The organism is Mesorhizobium sp. B2-3-12 (assembly GCF_006442205.1).
GTDB lineage: Bacteria > Pseudomonadota > Alphaproteobacteria > Rhizobiales > Rhizobiaceae > Mesorhizobium.
In genome coordinates, this window is record NZ_VFVR01000002.1 from 333,842 (window position 1) to 349,004 (window position 15,163).

Genomic DNA, 15,163 nt, shown 5'->3' on the forward strand with positions numbered 1-15,163 from the left:
GTCTAACGCGGCATGGGGTGGCCCATGCGACACACTGAAACTTGGCATGGAAAATTGCCCAGGGATGGCCTATTTTGGACGCAGGACATCACATCCAGATGGAAACCAGACCCAAAATGCAGCAGCCGCTCGTCGCCATATCGACCGACGTCCGTCAATTCGACAACTACACCTGGCATGCCGCTCCGCAGCAATATCTGGAGGCGGCGGTCACGGGTGCCGGCGTTTTCCCCCTGCTCGTGCCTTCGTTCGGCGGCCGGCTGGACTTCGACGAGCTCCTGTCGTCGGTCGACGGCGTCATGCTGACCGGCTCGAAATCCAACGTCGACCCTTCGCTCTACGGCGGCGATGCGAGCGAAGCGAATGGCCCTTACGACCCGGCACGCGACGCCACCACGCTGCCGCTGATCCGCAAGGCGATCGAGCGCGGCGTGCCGCTGCTTGCCATCTGCCGTGGCATACAGGAGCTGAACGTAGCACTGGGCGGCACGCTGGGCACCGAGATCCAGGAGCGTGAAGGTTCGCTGGACCACCGCGCACCGGTGAGCGACATCCAGGACGAGCGCTTCGCCATCCATCAGACCGTTGCGATCAAGCCGGGAAGCTGTCTTGCCGGCGTGTTCGGCGCGGGTGACATGAAGGTCAATTCCCTGCATCGCCAGGCCATCGACCGGCTCGGCCCGAAACTGCAGGTCGAGGCCGTCGCCACCGACGGCACGGTCGAGGCGGTGTCGGTGAAGGACGCCCGCGCCTTCGCCGTCGGCGTCCAGTGGCATCCCGAATATTGGGTCAAATCGGACAGCAACTCGGCCAAGATCTTTCGCGCCTTCGGCGACGCGGTGCGCCTGCACGCGGCGGCGAAGGCCGGCGCACGGGCGGCGGCGGAGTAGTCAGTCTCCCGGCTTCAAGTCACTGTCTGCCGCCAGCGACAGCAGCGGATTGGCCGGCGCGTAGGATTCGTAGCCGTCGCCATCGGCAACGGCGAAGGTGACGATCGGATCGATGCCGTTGACGCTGAAGGCGACCGTTCCGTCCTGTCCTTCGCGCCAGAATTTCGCATGTTCGATGCCCGGCAGGAGCCGGCGACAATTCGGCGCCACCGTCAGCAGCGACAGGCCATCCGAAATCGAGGCCCCGCGCTTGACCGCGCAGGCGCCCTCGTCGCCATTGGCGACCAGCCTGTAGGTGTTGGACGGCGTGGCCTCGTCGGCGGCGCTTTCAACACTGCCGCCGTGAAACAGCTGAACGCCGACAAACAAGGCGGCGGCCCCGATCAATGCGGAAAGCGTCTTCATCCTGCGCACCTACACGTATAGACAGGATGCAGAATGATTCCAAAGGGTTAAGCTGACGTTAATAAATGTGGCGGAGCCAGATGCTCAAGCGCGCGCCTTAACGCCGGCCGTCTCAGGCACCGGCGTCAGCGGCCGGCGCTCGCTGAACCAGGAGACCAGATTGTCGACGCATAGATCGGCCATGGCGCGGCGTGTGTGCTCCGAGGCCGAGCCGACATGCGGCAACAGAGAGGCGTTGGGTAAGTCGAGCAATGCCTGGGGGACATTCGGTTCTTCGGCAAAGACATCGAGGCCGGCGGCGGCAATGGTGCCGTCGGCAAGCGCTGTCGCAAGGGCTGCCTCGTCGACCGTGCTGCCCCGGCCCACGTTGACGAAGACGCCGTTGGCGCCGAGTGCCGACAGGATTTCGGCGTTGACCGCCTTCTGCGTCGAAGCGGCGCCGGGCGCCACCGAGATCAGTGTATCGACTGCTTCGGCCAGGCCCTTCAACGTGTCGTGGTATTGATAGGACAGGCCTTCGACCCGACGCCGATTGTGATAGGCGATCGGCAGGCCGAAAACCTCCAACCGGCGGGCAATGGTAAGACCGATGCGGCCCATGCCGAAAATGCCGACGCGGCGCGCCCGCAAGGTGAGCCGGCTTAGCGGGTAGTCGCCGCTGCGCGGCCAGTTGCCGTCGCGTAGCCAGGCTTCGGCCCGCGGCAGGCCGCGAATGGTGTTGATCAGCAGGCCAATCGCGGTATCGGCGACCTCTTCGCTCAACACATCGGGCGTGTTGGTGACCATGATGCCATGCGCGGCGGCATGGCGGACGTCGACCGAATCATAGCCGACGCCAAAGCTGGCGATGATTTCGAGGTTCGGCAGCGCGTCCATGAAGGCGGCGTTGATGCCGGCATAGGAAGCGATGCCACGCACCGTGCGCCGCATCTCGTCCGTGACCAGCGATGGCTCGGCGCGATCGATGCCCATAAGGCTGAACGTCCGCCCGATGCGGCCGACCGCGTGGGCGTTGAACTGGCTTGGCGTCAAAATGACGACAGGCGGTTTCTGCTCGGGCTCGATCATACACGCTCCACCGGCTTGCCGGTCGACTGGCGCACATGCAGTTCCGGCTTGATCAATTCCTGCGAGGGCCGCACCGTCTGGCCGTTGAGCTTGTCGAGCAGCGCGCTGGCGGCGCGGCGGCCAACCTCGCGCTGGCCGTTCCAGACGGTGGTGAGCGCCGGCGTGGCGATCGCCGCCTCCTCGAGATCGTCATAACCGGTGACGGAGATGTCGATGCCCGGCACCAGGCCGGCACGCGCAATGCCGTTCATCAGACCTATGGCGACGAGATCGTTCCAGCAGCAGGCGGCGGTCGGCCTGTCCTTCAGCGCCAGGAACTGCCCGGCGGCCTCGAAGCCCGCCTGCTTGGTGCGCGGGCCTGATATGCGCCAGGACGGCCTGACTTCGAGCCCCGCCGCCTCCATGGCATTGACATAGCCCTGATAGCGGTCACGGCCTGTCGAGGTCTGGTCGGTGCCGCCGATCATGGCGATGCGCTTGTGGCCGAGCGAGATCAGATGGTTGGTGGCGAGGCCTGTCCCATAAGAGTCGTCGCCGCGAAACACCGGCACGTCGGCGCCCTCGACGGTGCGCGCGATCAGCACCGCAGGCAGGCCGTTCTCCTCGGCCATCACGATGTCGGACGCGGGCGTGCCGATGGCCGGCGACATGATGACGCCGTCCGCGCCGAGCTGCAGCAGCGTGTCGATGAAGGTGCGCTGCTTTTCGAGCTGGTCGTAGTGATTGGAAAGGATGAAGGTTTGCCGGCTGCGGTCGAGCTCGCTCTCGATCGAACGCAGGATCTCGGCGAAGAACGGGTTCATGATGTCGTGCACGACGACACCGACAATGCCCGAGCGCGAGGTGCGCAGACTGGCGGCGCGACGGTTGTAGATGTAGCCGATGGCGCGCGCATGTTCCTTGATGCGGTCGCGCGTCGAGCCGGCAACCAGCGGGCTGTCGCGCAGTGCCAGTGACACGGTGGCCGTGGAGACGCCAAGCGCGTCCGCGATCGTCGACAGCTTGATCTTCTGTGCCAGCCTTTCGCTCCCCGTCGTTTTTTAAACTGTTTAAGGGCGGCCTTATGCCATCGATCGGGGCCAAATCAAAGTTTTTTTGCCAGCGCTTCCGCCTCGACGTCCGACGCCGCGCGGCTACGCAGCCTGAGCCGGTGTTCGCGATGGACGATGTAGAGGCCGCTGGCGACGATGATGGCGGCGCCGACCAGCGTCCAGCGGTCGGGGAACTGCTTGAAGACGAGCCAGCCGGAGAGAATCATCCACACCATCTGCGAATAGGGATAGGGGGCGAGCGCCGTGGTCGTCGCCAGCCGATAGGCCTGGACCAGCAGCCAGTGCCCGACGCCGCCGAACACGCCAAGCATGAGCAGCACGAACCAATGCCAGCCATCGTGCGGCAGCGAGAACGAAAACGGCAGCATGGGCAACAGCAGCACCGCTGGCGCCAGCGCCGAGAACAGGATCAGGCTTTCCGAGGTCTCGGTGGCCGACATGCGGCGCGTCATGATGACATAGAAGCAGTTCGACAGCATCGAGCCGAGCGCGAAGAGATGTCCGATGCCGAAAACACCGACACCCGGCCTCGTGATGATCAAAACCCCGGCGAAAGCGGCCAGAATGGCCAGCCAGCGCCGCCAGCCGGCCCATTCGCCGAGCAGCGGGCCGGCAAGGGCGGTGATCACCATCGGCCCGAAGAAATAGATGGATGTCGTCTCAGCCAGTTGCAGGGAGCGCAGCGCCAGGACGTTGAAGATGGTCGAGCCGAACAGGAAGGCGCCACGGATCACATGCGCCGGCAGGTTGACCGGGCGAAACCGCTCCGGCTCGCGCCAGCCACGCAGCAGCGCCCCGACCAGCACCACGTGCACGGCAAAGCGCACCCAGGCAACGATCAAGACGGAGACGCCGGCCAGGACGAGGTATTTGCTTGAAGTGTCGAGGAAGGTGAAGAAGACGTAGGTGGCCAGCATGCAGACGATCGCCACCGGCGGCGTCGCGCTTTCTGACTGTCTTTGGGAAGGACTCACGTGCAGACCGGAGGAAAAGCTGGGCTGGAGCCCACCTTTGCGGGAATTGTCGCTTGCCGGCAAGCCAATTGTCGCCCGCTGCCATGCCATGGGTCCCTGGCACAACAACAGCCGCGGTCAGGCTTAGTCCGCAGGCGCTAGGTGTGCATGCGGGCGCCCTTAGTGATCTTGTCGACCACCTTCTTCTCGGCGCGCAGCGCGATGCCGACCACCTTGGCGTCTTCGGGCGCGAATTCGGCGAAGGCGGCGCGGTTGGCGGCGTCGAAGCCGGTGGAAAACATCTCCTCGACATAGAGCGAGGTGGTGACGCCGCGTTCCAGCGCACGCCGGTGGATCGCACCGAGCGTCGCCTGGTCGGCCGAGAGCACGATGACCGGCTGGATCGAGAGCGGATTGTAGAGATTGCCTGATCGGTCTCGATAGGGCTCGCCGATGATGTCGGGAAACTGCGCGACGACGCCGCTGGTCAAAAAGGCGGTGACGTTGAGCTTCTGCCAGACCGGCAGATCTTCCCTGAGCACGATTGCAAATTTCGTATCGAACATGAGACAGTGACCAATTCCAGCTGGCGCCCCGATTTTTCGAGGCTGAAGGGGACGATGTCGTTCGAACTAGACCGCCAGGCTTTCGAGGGTCTTGGACGTTTGTGCGCCGATGCTGCGGAAAACTGCATCATTTCCGCGCCCGACCCGGCCGGGATGGAGCGTATCGAGGCTCGGTTTCACGGCAGCGCCTTCGACCTGCACCGCCACGACACCTATGCGATCGGGGTGACATTGCGCGGCGTGCAGACCTTCCGCTATCGCGGCGCGGCGCGGCTGAGCCTGCCCGGCCAGATCATCGTGCTGCATCCCGACGAATTGCATGATGGCGGCGCGGGCACGGAGGAAGGCCTGCGTTACAGGATGCTCTATCTGGAGCCGTCACTTATGCTCGATTCTCTCGGTGGCGCGGCGCTGCCTTTCGTCAGGGACGGCGTAGTGACCGACGACGCCTTCTGCGCGACGCTGCTTTCGGCGCTCGGGCCGTTGGAGCAGGAACTCGACGAGCTGTTCGTCGACGACTTCCTGGCGCAGTTGACGCTCGCCCTGGCCCGGCACGCCGGCCAGCCGGCAAAGCCAATAGCCGGCACGGCGCGGCGAGCAGCGACGCTGGCGCGCGAGTATCTGACGGAAAACCTCGACCGGCCCGTGCGTTCGGGTGAGTTGGAAGCCGTCACGGGTCTCGACCGCTATGCCCTGTCGAGACATTTCCGCGCGGCCTTCTCGACCAGTCCGCATCGTTTCCTGGTGATGCGCCGGCTTCAGCGCGCGCGCAGGCTGATCGCCGCCGGCGAGCCGCTGGCGCAGATCGCGATCGAAGCCGGCTTCAGCGACCAGAGCCACTTCAACAGGCAGTTCAAGAAAGCGTTCGGCATGACGCCGGGCCGTTGGTCGTCCTTGATCAGCGGAGCTGCCGCGGCAGTCTGATTGCCGAAGAGATCAGTCGTCGGTTTCGGCGTCGTCGTCGATCAGCACCAGTTCCTCGTTGGAGAGGTTGGCCTCGATGCGGGCGAGCAGCTTGAACAGCGCCTTCTGGTCTTTCTTGTCGAGGCCCTTCAGCGCCTGCTTTTCGGTCTTCTTCACCGACTTCTCGATGGCGCGGATGGTTTCGCGGCCGGTCTCGGTCAGGAAGATGTGCGCCTGGCGGGCGTCGGATTCCGACGCGCGTTTTTCCAGAAAACCCTGCGCCTGCAACCGGTTGATGGTCTTGGTGATGGTCGGCGGACGCACGCCGAGCCGCCCGGCAAGATTGCCCGGTGTCTGGCCGTCCTCACGGTCGAGCGCCAGCATGATCTGGTCCTGGCCGGCATAGAAGCCATGCGCCAGAAGCCGTGCCGCCAGCGCGGTCCTTGCCAGCCTTGCCGCTGAATGCAGCCGGCTCATCGTTGCAGTCTTGTCCGCCTTGGCCATGGTCATCCCTCTTCGGCCGTACCGGTGCGCACAGCATAGACGCAGCCGGCCGGTTGGCAATCGACGATCGAAAAGATTCCGGCATTCGAAACAGCTTTGCCGGCAAGCATTGCGGTGTCCGCCGTGGTGATGCCAGATGTTTATTTCAGTTAGATGACAAACGAGTTTCGAGCGGAGCGGATTTGCTGCAACCTTGCGTGGATGCGATCCGACGCCCGACAGCGCCCGACGAGACGTCTCTCTTGATCGTTCCAGCGCCGAGGCGGCGACCGGGTGCGTGGCCGTGATGCCAGGACAATCCCTTGCCGACAGCTTTGGCCCATGGTTTGCCCCGTGCAAAAGCCCGGCGCACATCCTATATGCAACCGACAATCCCCTTTCGCGGCCTGGATTTCAGGCCCAAGTCATTCGAGGCAAGCCATGAGCGACGCACAGACGCAGATCCCCGTAACCGTTCTCACCGGCTATCTCGGCGCCGGCAAGACGACCTTGCTCAACCGCATCCTGTCGGAGAGCCACGGCAAGCGCTACGCCGTCATCGTCAACGAATTCGGCGAGATCGGCATCGACAACGACCTGATCGTGGAATCGGACGAGGAAATCTACGAGATGAACAATGGCTGCGTCTGCTGCACGGTGCGCGGCGACCTGATCCGGGTCGTGGAAGGCCTGATGCGCCGGCCCGGCCGTTTCGACGCCATCGTCGTCGAGACCACGGGGCTGGCCGATCCTGTGCCGGTGGCGCAGACCTTCTTCATGGACGACGACGTGCGCTCCAAGACCAAGCTCGATGCCGTGGTGGCGCTGGTCGACGCCAAGCACCTGCCGCTCAGGCTCAAGGATTCCAAGGAAGCCGAGGACCAGATCGCCTTCGCCGACGTCGTCGTTCTCAACAAGACCGACCTCGTCACCCCCGAAGAACTGGCCAAGGTCGAGGCGACGATCCGCGCCATCAATCCGGCGGCCAGGATCCATCGCACGACGCGCGCCGGCGTGGCGCTGTCGGAGGTGCTCGACCGTGGCGCCTTCGACCTGTCCAAGGCACTGGAGAACGATCCGCACTTCCTCGAGGCGCATGACGACCATGATCACCACGACCACGACCACGATCATGATCACGACCATCATCACCACGATCACGATGGGCACGACCACCACCATCACGCGCATCCCTCCGACATCCATGACGTGACGGTGCAGTCGGTGTCGCTGCGCGGCGGCGAAATGGACCCGAAGAAATTCTTCCCGTGGATCGAGAAGATCACCCAGATGGAAGGCCCCAACATCCTGCGGCTGAAAGGCATCATCGCGCTCAAGGGCGATGACGAGCGCTATGTCCTGCAGGGCGTGCACATGATCATCGAGGGCGACCACCAGCGCGCCTGGAAAGATGGCGAAAAGCACGAGAGCCGGCTGGTCTTCATCGGCCGCGAACTCGACGCCGAGCGGCTGAAGAAGAGCTTTGACGCCTGCCAGGCGGCTTGATTTCCAAATCCCGTAGCGTTAGCGCTGCCCGGTCTGTCCTTCTCCCCTTGTGGGAGAAGGAAGAGCCGCCCCTGGCCGCGCCGGCGGCTTCCTCGAATGGAATAGCCTGCCATGCCAACCGTCGCTCCGCTCGATCTCGAAGGCCATTGCCTCGCGGCCGTCTTCCTTGGCGACGTGCCGCATTTCGCGCTGGCCGATGGCGCTATCCACCGGCTCGACAATGGCCACAAGACCGTGCAGGCCAATGATGGGCTGCTGGCGGCCTTCCATGACGCGGCGAACGACCGGCTGATCACCGGCGGCGAGGACGGCAAGGTGTTTGCCGTGAAGGCCGGCGGTGAGACCCAGGAGGTGGCGAGCGCCGGCAAGAAATGGATCACCAGCGTTGCCGCCGGGCCGCAAGGCGCCATCGCCTATGCCACGGGCAAGACCGCATTCGTGCGCTTCGCCGACGGCAAGACCAAGGAATTCTTACATCCGCGTTCGGTAGAGGGGCTCGCCTTCTCGCCCAAGGGCATGCGCTTCGGCGTCGCCCGCTACAATGGCGCGACGCTGCATTTCCCGGCCGCCGAAGGCAAGCCGGTGGAGCTCGAATGGGCCGGCGCCCACACCGGCATCACCTTCTCGCCGGACGGCGCCTTCCTCGTCACCACCATGCAGGAAAACGCCCTGCATGGCTGGAAGCTGGCCGACGGCAAGCACATGCGCATGAGCGGCTATCCCGGCAAGGTCAAGAGCCTGTCGTGGAGCGTCAAAGGCAAATGGCTGGCAAGTTCCGGCGCGCCGGCGGCGATCGTCTGGCCGTTCTCGTCCAAGGACGGGCCGATGGGCAAGGCGCCGCTGGAACTCGGCACGCGCGGCAACGCCATGGTGACGGCGGTCGCCTGCCATCCAAGCCAGGATGTCGTGGCCGTCGGCTATGACGATGGCATGGTGATGGCTGTGCGCTTCGCCGATGCCAAGGAAGTGCTTTTGCGGCGCCCGGGCAAGGGCGCCATCACCGCGATGATGTGGGACAAGGAAGAACGCCGCGTCGCCTTCGGCAGTGCCGCCGGCGACTGCGGGGTCATCGACATCACGGCCTAGTCTCGAAACAGCTGATTACTCGGCGCCGCAGGAAACCTTGCCGGTCAGATCGACCGGCTTGCCATCGCTGTCCTTGTCGGCCATGCTGTCATAGATGGCGAGCTTGTAGTCTCCATCATAGACGCCCTCGTCGCTGGCCTTGGTCAGGATCGTCAGTTCGACCGAACTGTAGTTCTGGGCCACTTCCTGCTCGTGGTAGATGTTCAGCCGCAGTTCCTTGTTGTCCAGCCAGTACTGGGTGAGGTTGGCGTTCTCAAAAATGGTCTTTCGCAACTGATCGCCGGCGGGCCTTGCCTTGATTTCGAGGTCGCCGCGGAAGTTGAAAGTCGGGCCACCCATCCCGGTGGTCACGCCGGCATCGACCTTGAATTTGACCTGTGGATCATCGACTGAGCACCAGATGCCGCCGGTGGCGAACGCCGTACCGGCCGAGAGGAACAGTATCGTCAGGCAGATGATCGTCCGCATTTTCCTTGCCCAATTGCCGTCCATATTGGCGCCGACTTCGCACGGAGCGTCAAGCGCCGCTGGCAAGGGCTGAGCCAATGCAGGACAGCCGCACGGCCAATTGCCGTCGCGGAGGTGGATTGGCTAAGAGGAATGAGACAGAGGGGTTTTCATGCACAGCAGCGACAGTTCAAGCACCATCGGCGGCATCGGCCGCGACCGCATCGCGCAATTGCGCGAGACGGAAGGGGCTGCCTTCCGCGAGGCGCGGCCGAAATCGCAGGCCAAGGTCGGCAACGGCCTGCCCGGCTTCTTCGGCGGCGTGCCGATGCACTGGATGAACGACTGGCCGACGCCGTTTCCGATCCTGGTGGACAGCGCCAGGGGCGCCACGATCACCGATATCGACGGCAACAAGCTCGACGATTTCTGCCTCGGCGACACCGGCTCGATGTTCGGCCATTCGCCGCCGCCGATGGCGCGCGCCATTCGCCGCCAGGCCGGGCGCGGCCTGACCTATATGCTGCCATCCGAAGATGCGCTGGCCATCGGGCCGCTGCTGCAACAGCGCTTCGGCCTGCCGTTCTGGCAGATCGCGACGACGGCGACCGACGCCAACCGCTTCGCGCTGCGGGTAGCCCGTGCGGTTACCTCCAGGGAAAAGATCCTCGTCTTCAACGGCTGCTATCACGGCTCGGTGGACGAGACGATGGTGCGGCTGATCGACGGCAAGGCCGTCAACAGGCCCGGGCTGGCGGGCGAATTCCGCGACCTGACCCGCACGGCCAAGGTCATCGAGTTCAACGATGTCGCCGCACTTGAAGCCGCGTTGGAGGACAGGGACGTGGCCTGCGTCATCGCCGAGCCGGTGCTGACCAATTCCTGCATGGTGCTTGCCGATCCCGGCTATCACGGTGCGCTGCGCCGACTGACCCGCGCGGCCGGCACGCTGCTTCTGATCGACGAGACGCACACCATCTCGACCGGTCCCGGCGGCTACACGAGGAAATACGGCCTGGATCCCGACTTCTTCGTGCTGGGCAAGCCGATCGCCGGCGGCGTGCCGGCAAGCGTGTGGGGCATGAGCGAGGAGGTCGCCTCGCGCTACGCCGACTACAACAGGACGAAAGAGCCGGGCTATTCCGGCATGGGCACGACGCTCTCGGCCAACCCGCTGCAGTTCGCCGCGATGCGCGCCACGCTCGAGGAGGTGATGACACAGGAGAATTACGAACGCATGGATCACCTGGCGCGGCGGCTCGACGCCGGGCTGACCGGGGTGATCGACCGTTATCGCCTGCCCTGGCATGTCGCCCGTGTCGGCGCCCGCGTCGAGTTCATCTGCGCGCCCGGCCCGCTGCGCAATGGCGCCGAGGCGGAGGGTGCGCATGCGCCGGAACTGGAGGCAGCCATCCATGTCGCCCTGGTCAATCGCGGGGTGCTGATCGCACCCTTCCACAACATGATGCTGATCTCGCCGGCGACGTCAGGCACGCAGGTCAACCGGCTGATCAGCGCTTTTGGTGCGGTTGCGGCAAAGCTTGCGGCATGAGACAAGCGGCCATGGATCATCCTAACGCCCTCGTGACCTCACCTTCGGGCTCGACGCCCGCCGAGGCGCAAGCCTTTCTCGACGCCCATCCGGAGATCGAAGCCTTCGATATCGTACTGACCGACGCCAATGGCGTCGGCCGTGGCAAGATCGTGCGCCGGCATGAGCTGAAGAGCATTTTCGAGGGTGGCCGGCATATGCCGATCTCCATCCTCGGCCTCGACATCACCGGCGAGGATGTGCACGAAACCGGGCTGATCTGGGACAGCGGCGACGGCGATCTCAGGGCTTGGCCGATTCCGGGCACGCTGGTGCCGCTTTACGGCACGAACCCGCCGCGCGGCCAGGTGCTGATGGCGATGTACCATCTCGACGGCCAGCCAATGTGGTCGGACCCGCGCCTGGCGCTTGCCCGGCAGGTCGACATACTGGCTGCCAAGGGCCTCCATCCGGCCGGCGCCTTCGAGCTCGAGTTTTTCCTGCTGGCCAATGAGCGCGATGCCGACGGCAAGGTGCAGCCGGCGCGCGCGGTGCTCGATGGCCGCGTCTCTGGCAAGACCGAGGTTTATTCCGTCGACCATCTGCATGGCATGGAGCCGCTGTTTTCGGACATCTACGCCGCCGCCAAGGCGCAAGGCATCCCGGCCGAGACGGTGATTTCCGAATATGCGCCTGGCCAATACGAATTGACGCTGAACTACCGCAAGGACGTGATGCGGGCGGCCGACGACCTCGTCATGCTGAAGCGGCTGGTGCGGGCGCAGGCGCGCCGCCACGGCGTCACCGCCTGCTTCATGGCCAAGCCGATCGAGAAATATGCCGGCTCCGGCATGCATTTTCACGTCTCGCTGCAGGACAGAGCGGGCAAGAACGTCTTCTCGGAAGCCGCGGGGGAAAACTGGTCGCTACCGCTGCTGCGTGGCCTCGGCGGCCTGATCCAGACCATGGCGGAATCGATGCTGGTGTTTGCGCCGCACGCCAATTCCTGGCGGCGCTTCGTCTCGCAATCCTACGCGCCGGTGGCGCCGACCTGGGGCGTCAACAATCGCTCGGTGGCGCTGCGCGTGCCAGCGGGCGACGCGAAAAACCGGCGCATCGAGCATCGGCCCTCCGGCGTCGACGCCAATCCCTATCTGGTAGCCGCGACGGTGCTGGCCGGCATCATCAAAGGCCTCGACGAGGGGCTCGATCCAGGCCCCGAAACGACCGGCAATGGCTATGAGGCGGCCGTCACCCGTACGACGATGCCGGCCGACTGGCGCGCGGCAATCGAAGGGGCCCGAGCGTCCAGCTTCCTGAAGGGTGCGCTCGGCGAGGACCTGCACCGCACCTTCGTGGCGATCAAGCAGTCCGAATACCTGCGCGTGGCGCGCACGGTCAGCGAGTTGGACTATCATCTCTACCTGCACGAAGTCTGACGACCGAGCGCCCCGGCGACGATCACTTTTTCGCCGCCACCATCAAATGAGGTAGCGCTTGACGTCCTAGGAACATATCATGAACATATGAGCGTGCTTCCTGTTCGTGAAAAGCTGGCAATCCTCTCCGACGCCGCCAAATACGACGCGTCCTGCGCCTCGTCGGGGGCGGCGAAAAAGGATTCGCTGAAATCCGGCGGCATCGGTTCCACCGGAGGCATGGGCATCTGCCATTCTTATGCGCCGGACGGCCGCTGCATTTCGCTGCTGAAAATCCTGCTGACCAATTTCTGCATCTACGACTGCAGCTATTGCATCAACCGTTCGTCCTCGAATGTCCGGCGCGCCCGCTTCGGCATCGACGAGGTGGTGAAGCTGACCATGGATTTCTACCGGCGCAATTATATCGAGGGGCTTTTCCTGTCCTCGGGCGTCATCCGCTCGCCAGACGAGACCATGGGCGAAATGGTCGAGGTGGCGCGGCGGCTGCGGCTGGAGGAAAAATTTTCCGGTTATATCCATCTCAAAACCATCCCGGAAAGTTCGGCGGACCTGATCGAGAAGGCCGGGCTCTATGCCGACCGCCTGTCGATCAATGTCGAATTGCCCACCGACGAGGGCGTGAAGAAGCTGGCACCGGAAAAGAAGCCGGAGACAATCCGGCTTTCGATGGCCAATCTGCGCCGGAAGATGGAGGAGAAAGCCGAGCCGACGCTGCGGTCGAAGAAACGCGAACGCTTCGCCCCGGGCGGACAGTCGACGCAGATGATCATCGGCGCGGACAAGACCTCCGACGACGGCATCCTGCACACCAGCGCCCGGCTCTATGGCAGTTACCATCTGCGCCGCGTCTATTATTCGGCGTTCAGCCCGATCCCCGATTCCTCGTCGTCGCTGCCGTTGCAAAAGCCGCCGCTGATGCGCGAACACCGGCTCTACCAGGCCGACTGGCTGATGCGCTTCTACGGATTTTCCCAGCCGGAAATCCTGGCCGGCAGCAGCGACGGCATGCTCGATCTCGCCATCGACCCGAAGCTTGCCTGGGCGCTGCGCAACCGGGAACGCTTCCCCGTCGACGTCAACCGCGCCGACCGCGAGGCGCTGCTGCGCGTGCCTGGTCTGGGGACCAAGGTGGTGGCGAAAATCCTGGAAACCCGCCGCCACCGACGCCTGCGGCTCGAGGATGTCGGCCGGCTCTGCCATTCGATCGCCAAGCTCAGGCCGTTCATCGTCGCCGAAGGCTGGTCGCCAGGCGCGCTGACCGACAGAGCCGGCCTGCGCGACAAGATCGTGCAGTCCTGCGAACAACTGGCGCTGTTTTGACCATGCGGCCCGCTGAGCTCAACCTCACCCGCTACACGGTCTGGCTTGAAAGCCAGACCGATTTCGCCGGCTGGCGCGACGCGGCTCGGCGGCTGGCGCTCAACGAGGTCAGGCCCGAGGACATCGGCTGGCATGTGGCGGCCGGTTCCGAGCGGCCGCAAAGCGATTTGCCTGACGTGCCCGAGGGCGCGCAGCTCGTTGTGCCGCGCGAGTTCATCGGTCATGCCGAAACCGCCTTCTGCCATCGTGACCCCGGCCGTTTCGCCTTTCTCTACCGGATGCTGTGGCGGTTGCGCACGGAGCCCAAGCTGCTGGCAATCGCATCGGATCCCGACACCAGGCGGCTGGAGACGATGGAAAAGGCGGTGCGGCGCGACAGCCACAAGATGCATGCCTTCGTCCGCTTCCGGAAGATCGGCGATGGCGAGGATGAACGCTATGTCGCGTGGTTCGAGCCCGACCATTTCATCGTCGAGCGCAACGCGGATTTCTTCGTCCGGCGGTTCACCGGCATGCGCTGGACGATCCTGACGCCATACGCTTCGGCCGACTGGGATGGCAAAAGATTGGCGATCGGACCGGGCGCCGCCAAGGCCGACGCGCCCGACCAGGACGACACCGAGGCGCTGTGGCGGACCTATTTTGAGAACATCTTCAATCCGGCGCGGCTGAAGGTGAAAGCCATGCAGAAGGAGATGCCGCAGAAATATTGGCGGAACCTTCCCGAGGCTTCGCTCATTCCTGACCTGATCGCGGGAGCGGACAAGGCCGCCAAGGATATGATTGCCAGAATGCCGACAACGCCCGCGCCGCACCACGCCAAGGTGCAGGCAAAGCATTGGCCGAAGCGCCAGCCGGCAGAAGCCTCGGAAGACGATGAGGCCAGCACGATTTCCGAGTTGCGCGAAGCCGCAAAAGGCTGCCGCCGCTGTCCGCTTTGGCGCGATGCGACGCAGACCGTCTTCGGCGAAGGACCCGACAATGCCAAGGTGATCTTCGTTGGCGAACAGCCTGGCGACCAGGAGGATATCGCCGGCAAACCTTTTGTCGGCCCCGCGGGCAAGGTGTTCGATGCGATCCTGGACGATGCCGGGGTCGACCGCCAGAAAGTCTATGTCACCAACGCGGTCAAGCACTTCAAATTCGAGCCGCGCGGAAAACGACGCATCCATTCCAAGCCGAATGCCGGCGAGGTCCAGGCCTGCCGCTGGTGGATCGACAGGGAGTTCGAATTGATCAGGCCGGAGCTTGCCGTGGCGCTCGGCGCAACGGCGGCGCTGTCGCTGCTTGGCAAGGCAATCCCCGTGACCAAGATGCGCGGGCAAGTGGTGGAGCGCGAGGATGGCTTGCGTGTCTTCATCACCATCCACCCCTCCTTCATCCTGCGCATCCATGAGCCGGCGGACAAGGAAGCCGAGCGCGCACGGTTTTTGCAGGATATGAAGCAGGTGAAGCGGCTTATGGCGACGTGATCGATCAGGTCCGAGCGCTGGATAAGGATCGAACGGTTG

At 64.3% G+C, this 15,163-nt stretch carries 16 protein-coding genes; 9 read left to right on the forward strand and 7 right to left on the reverse strand.

Annotated features, from left to right (window positions below):
- Positions 1-116 precede the first annotated feature (116 nt).
- The gene (locus FJ948_RS06895; RefSeq protein WP_140702811.1) at positions 117-890 is read left to right on the forward strand and encodes a gamma-glutamyl-gamma-aminobutyrate hydrolase family protein; all 774 of its coding nucleotides are present in this window, start codon (positions 117-119) and stop codon (positions 888-890) included.
- On the opposite strand, the gene FJ948_RS06900 is transcribed toward FJ948_RS06895, so the two are convergent.
- The 4 genes from FJ948_RS06900 to FJ948_RS06915 all read right to left on the reverse strand — a co-directional run bounded on the left by FJ948_RS06900 (position 891) and on the right by FJ948_RS06915 (position 4,332).
- Positions 891-1,295, reverse strand: a complete 405-nt coding sequence (locus FJ948_RS06900) for a hypothetical protein (protein WP_140702813.1) — start codon at positions 1,293-1,295, stop codon at positions 891-893.
- A gap of 84 nt (positions 1,296-1,379) precedes the next feature.
- Positions 1,380-2,363: a 2-hydroxyacid dehydrogenase gene (locus FJ948_RS06905; RefSeq protein ID WP_140702815.1), complete on the reverse strand. Its 984-nt coding sequence runs from the start codon at positions 2,361-2,363 to the stop codon at positions 1,380-1,382.
- Positions 2,360-3,382 carry a LacI family DNA-binding transcriptional regulator gene (locus FJ948_RS06910; protein WP_140702817.1) on the reverse strand — a complete coding sequence of 341 codons (1,023 nt, stop codon included), beginning with the start codon at positions 3,380-3,382 and terminating at the stop codon, positions 2,360-2,362. Before FJ948_RS06910 ends, FJ948_RS06905 begins: the two co-directional genes overlap by 4 nt.
- 65 nt (positions 3,383-3,447) lie before the next feature.
- Positions 3,448-4,332: a DMT family transporter gene (locus FJ948_RS06915; protein ID WP_181173583.1), complete on the reverse strand. Its 885-nt coding sequence runs from the start codon at positions 4,330-4,332 to the stop codon at positions 3,448-3,450.
- Here FJ948_RS06915 and FJ948_RS30220 point away from each other — a divergent pair.
- The gene (locus FJ948_RS30220; protein WP_181173584.1) at positions 4,331-4,516 is read left to right on the forward strand and encodes a hypothetical protein; all 186 of its coding nucleotides are present in this window, start codon (positions 4,331-4,333) and stop codon (positions 4,514-4,516) included. The two genes, FJ948_RS06915 and FJ948_RS30220, sit on opposite strands and share 2 nt — an antisense overlap.
- A 10-nt stretch (positions 4,517-4,526) precedes the next feature.
- On the opposite strand, the gene FJ948_RS06920 is transcribed toward FJ948_RS30220, so the two are convergent.
- Positions 4,527-4,934 (reverse strand): DUF2000 family protein, encoded by a 408-nt coding sequence (locus tag FJ948_RS06920; protein ID WP_140702820.1) that lies wholly within the window; start codon positions 4,932-4,934, stop codon positions 4,527-4,529.
- 54 nt (positions 4,935-4,988) lie between these two features.
- Here FJ948_RS06920 and FJ948_RS06925 point away from each other — a divergent pair, with 54 nt between their 5' ends.
- Positions 4,989-5,858: an AraC family transcriptional regulator gene (locus FJ948_RS06925; RefSeq protein ID WP_140702822.1), complete on the forward strand. Its 870-nt coding sequence runs from the start codon at positions 4,989-4,991 to the stop codon at positions 5,856-5,858.
- Positions 5,859-5,870: 12 nt separating this feature from the next.
- Here FJ948_RS06925 and FJ948_RS06930 read toward each other — a convergent pair whose 3' ends face one another.
- Positions 5,871-6,341: a MarR family transcriptional regulator gene (locus FJ948_RS06930; protein WP_140702824.1), complete on the reverse strand. Its 471-nt coding sequence runs from the start codon at positions 6,339-6,341 to the stop codon at positions 5,871-5,873.
- 420 nt (positions 6,342-6,761) lie between these two features.
- Here FJ948_RS06930 and FJ948_RS06935 point away from each other — a divergent pair, with 420 nt between their 5' ends.
- Both FJ948_RS06935 and FJ948_RS06940 read left to right on the forward strand, forming a co-directional pair.
- Positions 6,762-7,826 carry a GTP-binding protein gene (locus FJ948_RS06935; RefSeq protein ID WP_140702826.1) on the forward strand — a complete coding sequence of 355 codons (1,065 nt, stop codon included), beginning with the start codon at positions 6,762-6,764 and terminating at the stop codon, positions 7,824-7,826.
- Between the two features lie 111 nt (positions 7,827-7,937).
- Entirely contained in the window at positions 7,938-8,912 is a 975-nt protein-coding gene (locus FJ948_RS06940) for a WD40 repeat domain-containing protein (RefSeq protein WP_140702828.1), read from the forward strand.
- Positions 8,913-8,927: 15 nt separating this feature from the next.
- On the opposite strand, the gene FJ948_RS06945 is transcribed toward FJ948_RS06940, so the two are convergent.
- Complete coding sequence (locus FJ948_RS06945; protein WP_140702830.1) at positions 8,928-9,380, reverse strand: hypothetical protein; 453 nt, start codon at positions 9,378-9,380, stop codon at positions 8,928-8,930.
- 151 nt (positions 9,381-9,531) lie between these two features.
- Between FJ948_RS06945 and FJ948_RS06950 the strand changes: the two genes are divergently transcribed.
- The 4 genes from FJ948_RS06950 to FJ948_RS06965 all read left to right on the forward strand — a co-directional run bounded on the left by FJ948_RS06950 (position 9,532) and on the right by FJ948_RS06965 (position 15,124).
- A complete protein-coding gene (locus FJ948_RS06950) occupies positions 9,532-10,911 on the forward strand; it encodes an aspartate aminotransferase family protein (RefSeq protein WP_140702832.1) in 1,380 nt (459 codons plus the stop codon).
- Positions 10,912-10,922: 11 nt separating this feature from the next.
- Positions 10,923-12,329: a glutamine synthetase family protein gene (locus FJ948_RS06955; protein WP_140702834.1), complete on the forward strand. Its 1,407-nt coding sequence runs from the start codon at positions 10,923-10,925 to the stop codon at positions 12,327-12,329.
- An 87-nt stretch (positions 12,330-12,416) separates the two neighbouring features.
- Complete coding sequence (locus tag FJ948_RS06960) at positions 12,417-13,652, forward strand: putative DNA modification/repair radical SAM protein (protein WP_140702836.1); 1,236 nt, start codon at positions 12,417-12,419, stop codon at positions 13,650-13,652.
- Positions 13,653-13,654: 2 nt separating this feature from the next.
- Positions 13,655-15,124: a UdgX family uracil-DNA binding protein gene (locus FJ948_RS06965; protein ID WP_140702838.1), complete on the forward strand. Its 1,470-nt coding sequence runs from the start codon at positions 13,655-13,657 to the stop codon at positions 15,122-15,124.
- Positions 15,125-15,163: the final 39 nt, after the last annotated feature.

Bases quoted from the DNA above. Each gene is read 5' to 3' on its own strand.
- FJ948_RS06915 (WP_181173583.1), bottom strand. From the start codon at position 4,332: ATGCTGGCCACCTACGTCTTCTTCACCTTCCTCGACACTTCAAGCAAA.
- FJ948_RS06955 (WP_140702834.1), top strand. From the start codon at position 10,923: ATGGATCATCCTAACGCCCTCGTGACCTCACCTTCGGGCTCGACGCCC.
- FJ948_RS06905 (WP_140702815.1), bottom strand. From the start codon at position 2,363: ATGATCGAGCCCGAGCAGAAACCGCCTGTCGTCATTTTGACGCCAAGC.
- FJ948_RS06930 (WP_140702824.1), bottom strand. From the start codon at position 6,341: ATGGCCAAGGCGGACAAGACTGCAACGATGAGCCGGCTGCATTCAGCG.
- FJ948_RS30220 (WP_181173584.1), top strand. From the start codon at position 4,331: ATGCAGACGATCGCCACCGGCGGCGTCGCGCTTTCTGACTGTCTTTGG.
- FJ948_RS06940 (WP_140702828.1), top strand. From the start codon at position 7,938: ATGCCAACCGTCGCTCCGCTCGATCTCGAAGGCCATTGCCTCGCGGCC.
- FJ948_RS06935 (WP_140702826.1), top strand. From the start codon at position 6,762: ATGAGCGACGCACAGACGCAGATCCCCGTAACCGTTCTCACCGGCTAT.
- FJ948_RS06950 (WP_140702832.1), top strand. From the start codon at position 9,532: ATGCACAGCAGCGACAGTTCAAGCACCATCGGCGGCATCGGCCGCGAC.
- FJ948_RS06925 (WP_140702822.1), top strand. From the start codon at position 4,989: ATGTCGTTCGAACTAGACCGCCAGGCTTTCGAGGGTCTTGGACGTTTG.
- FJ948_RS06920 (WP_140702820.1), bottom strand. From the start codon at position 4,934: ATGTTCGATACGAAATTTGCAATCGTGCTCAGGGAAGATCTGCCGGTC.
- FJ948_RS06900 (WP_140702813.1), bottom strand. From the start codon at position 1,295: ATGAAGACGCTTTCCGCATTGATCGGGGCCGCCGCCTTGTTTGTCGGC.
- FJ948_RS06945 (WP_140702830.1), bottom strand. From the start codon at position 9,380: ATGCGGACGATCATCTGCCTGACGATACTGTTCCTCTCGGCCGGTACG.
- FJ948_RS06895 (WP_140702811.1), top strand. From the start codon at position 117: ATGCAGCAGCCGCTCGTCGCCATATCGACCGACGTCCGTCAATTCGAC.
- FJ948_RS06965 (WP_140702838.1), top strand. From the start codon at position 13,655: ATGCGGCCCGCTGAGCTCAACCTCACCCGCTACACGGTCTGGCTTGAA.
- FJ948_RS06960 (WP_140702836.1), top strand. From the start codon at position 12,417: ATGAGCGTGCTTCCTGTTCGTGAAAAGCTGGCAATCCTCTCCGACGCC.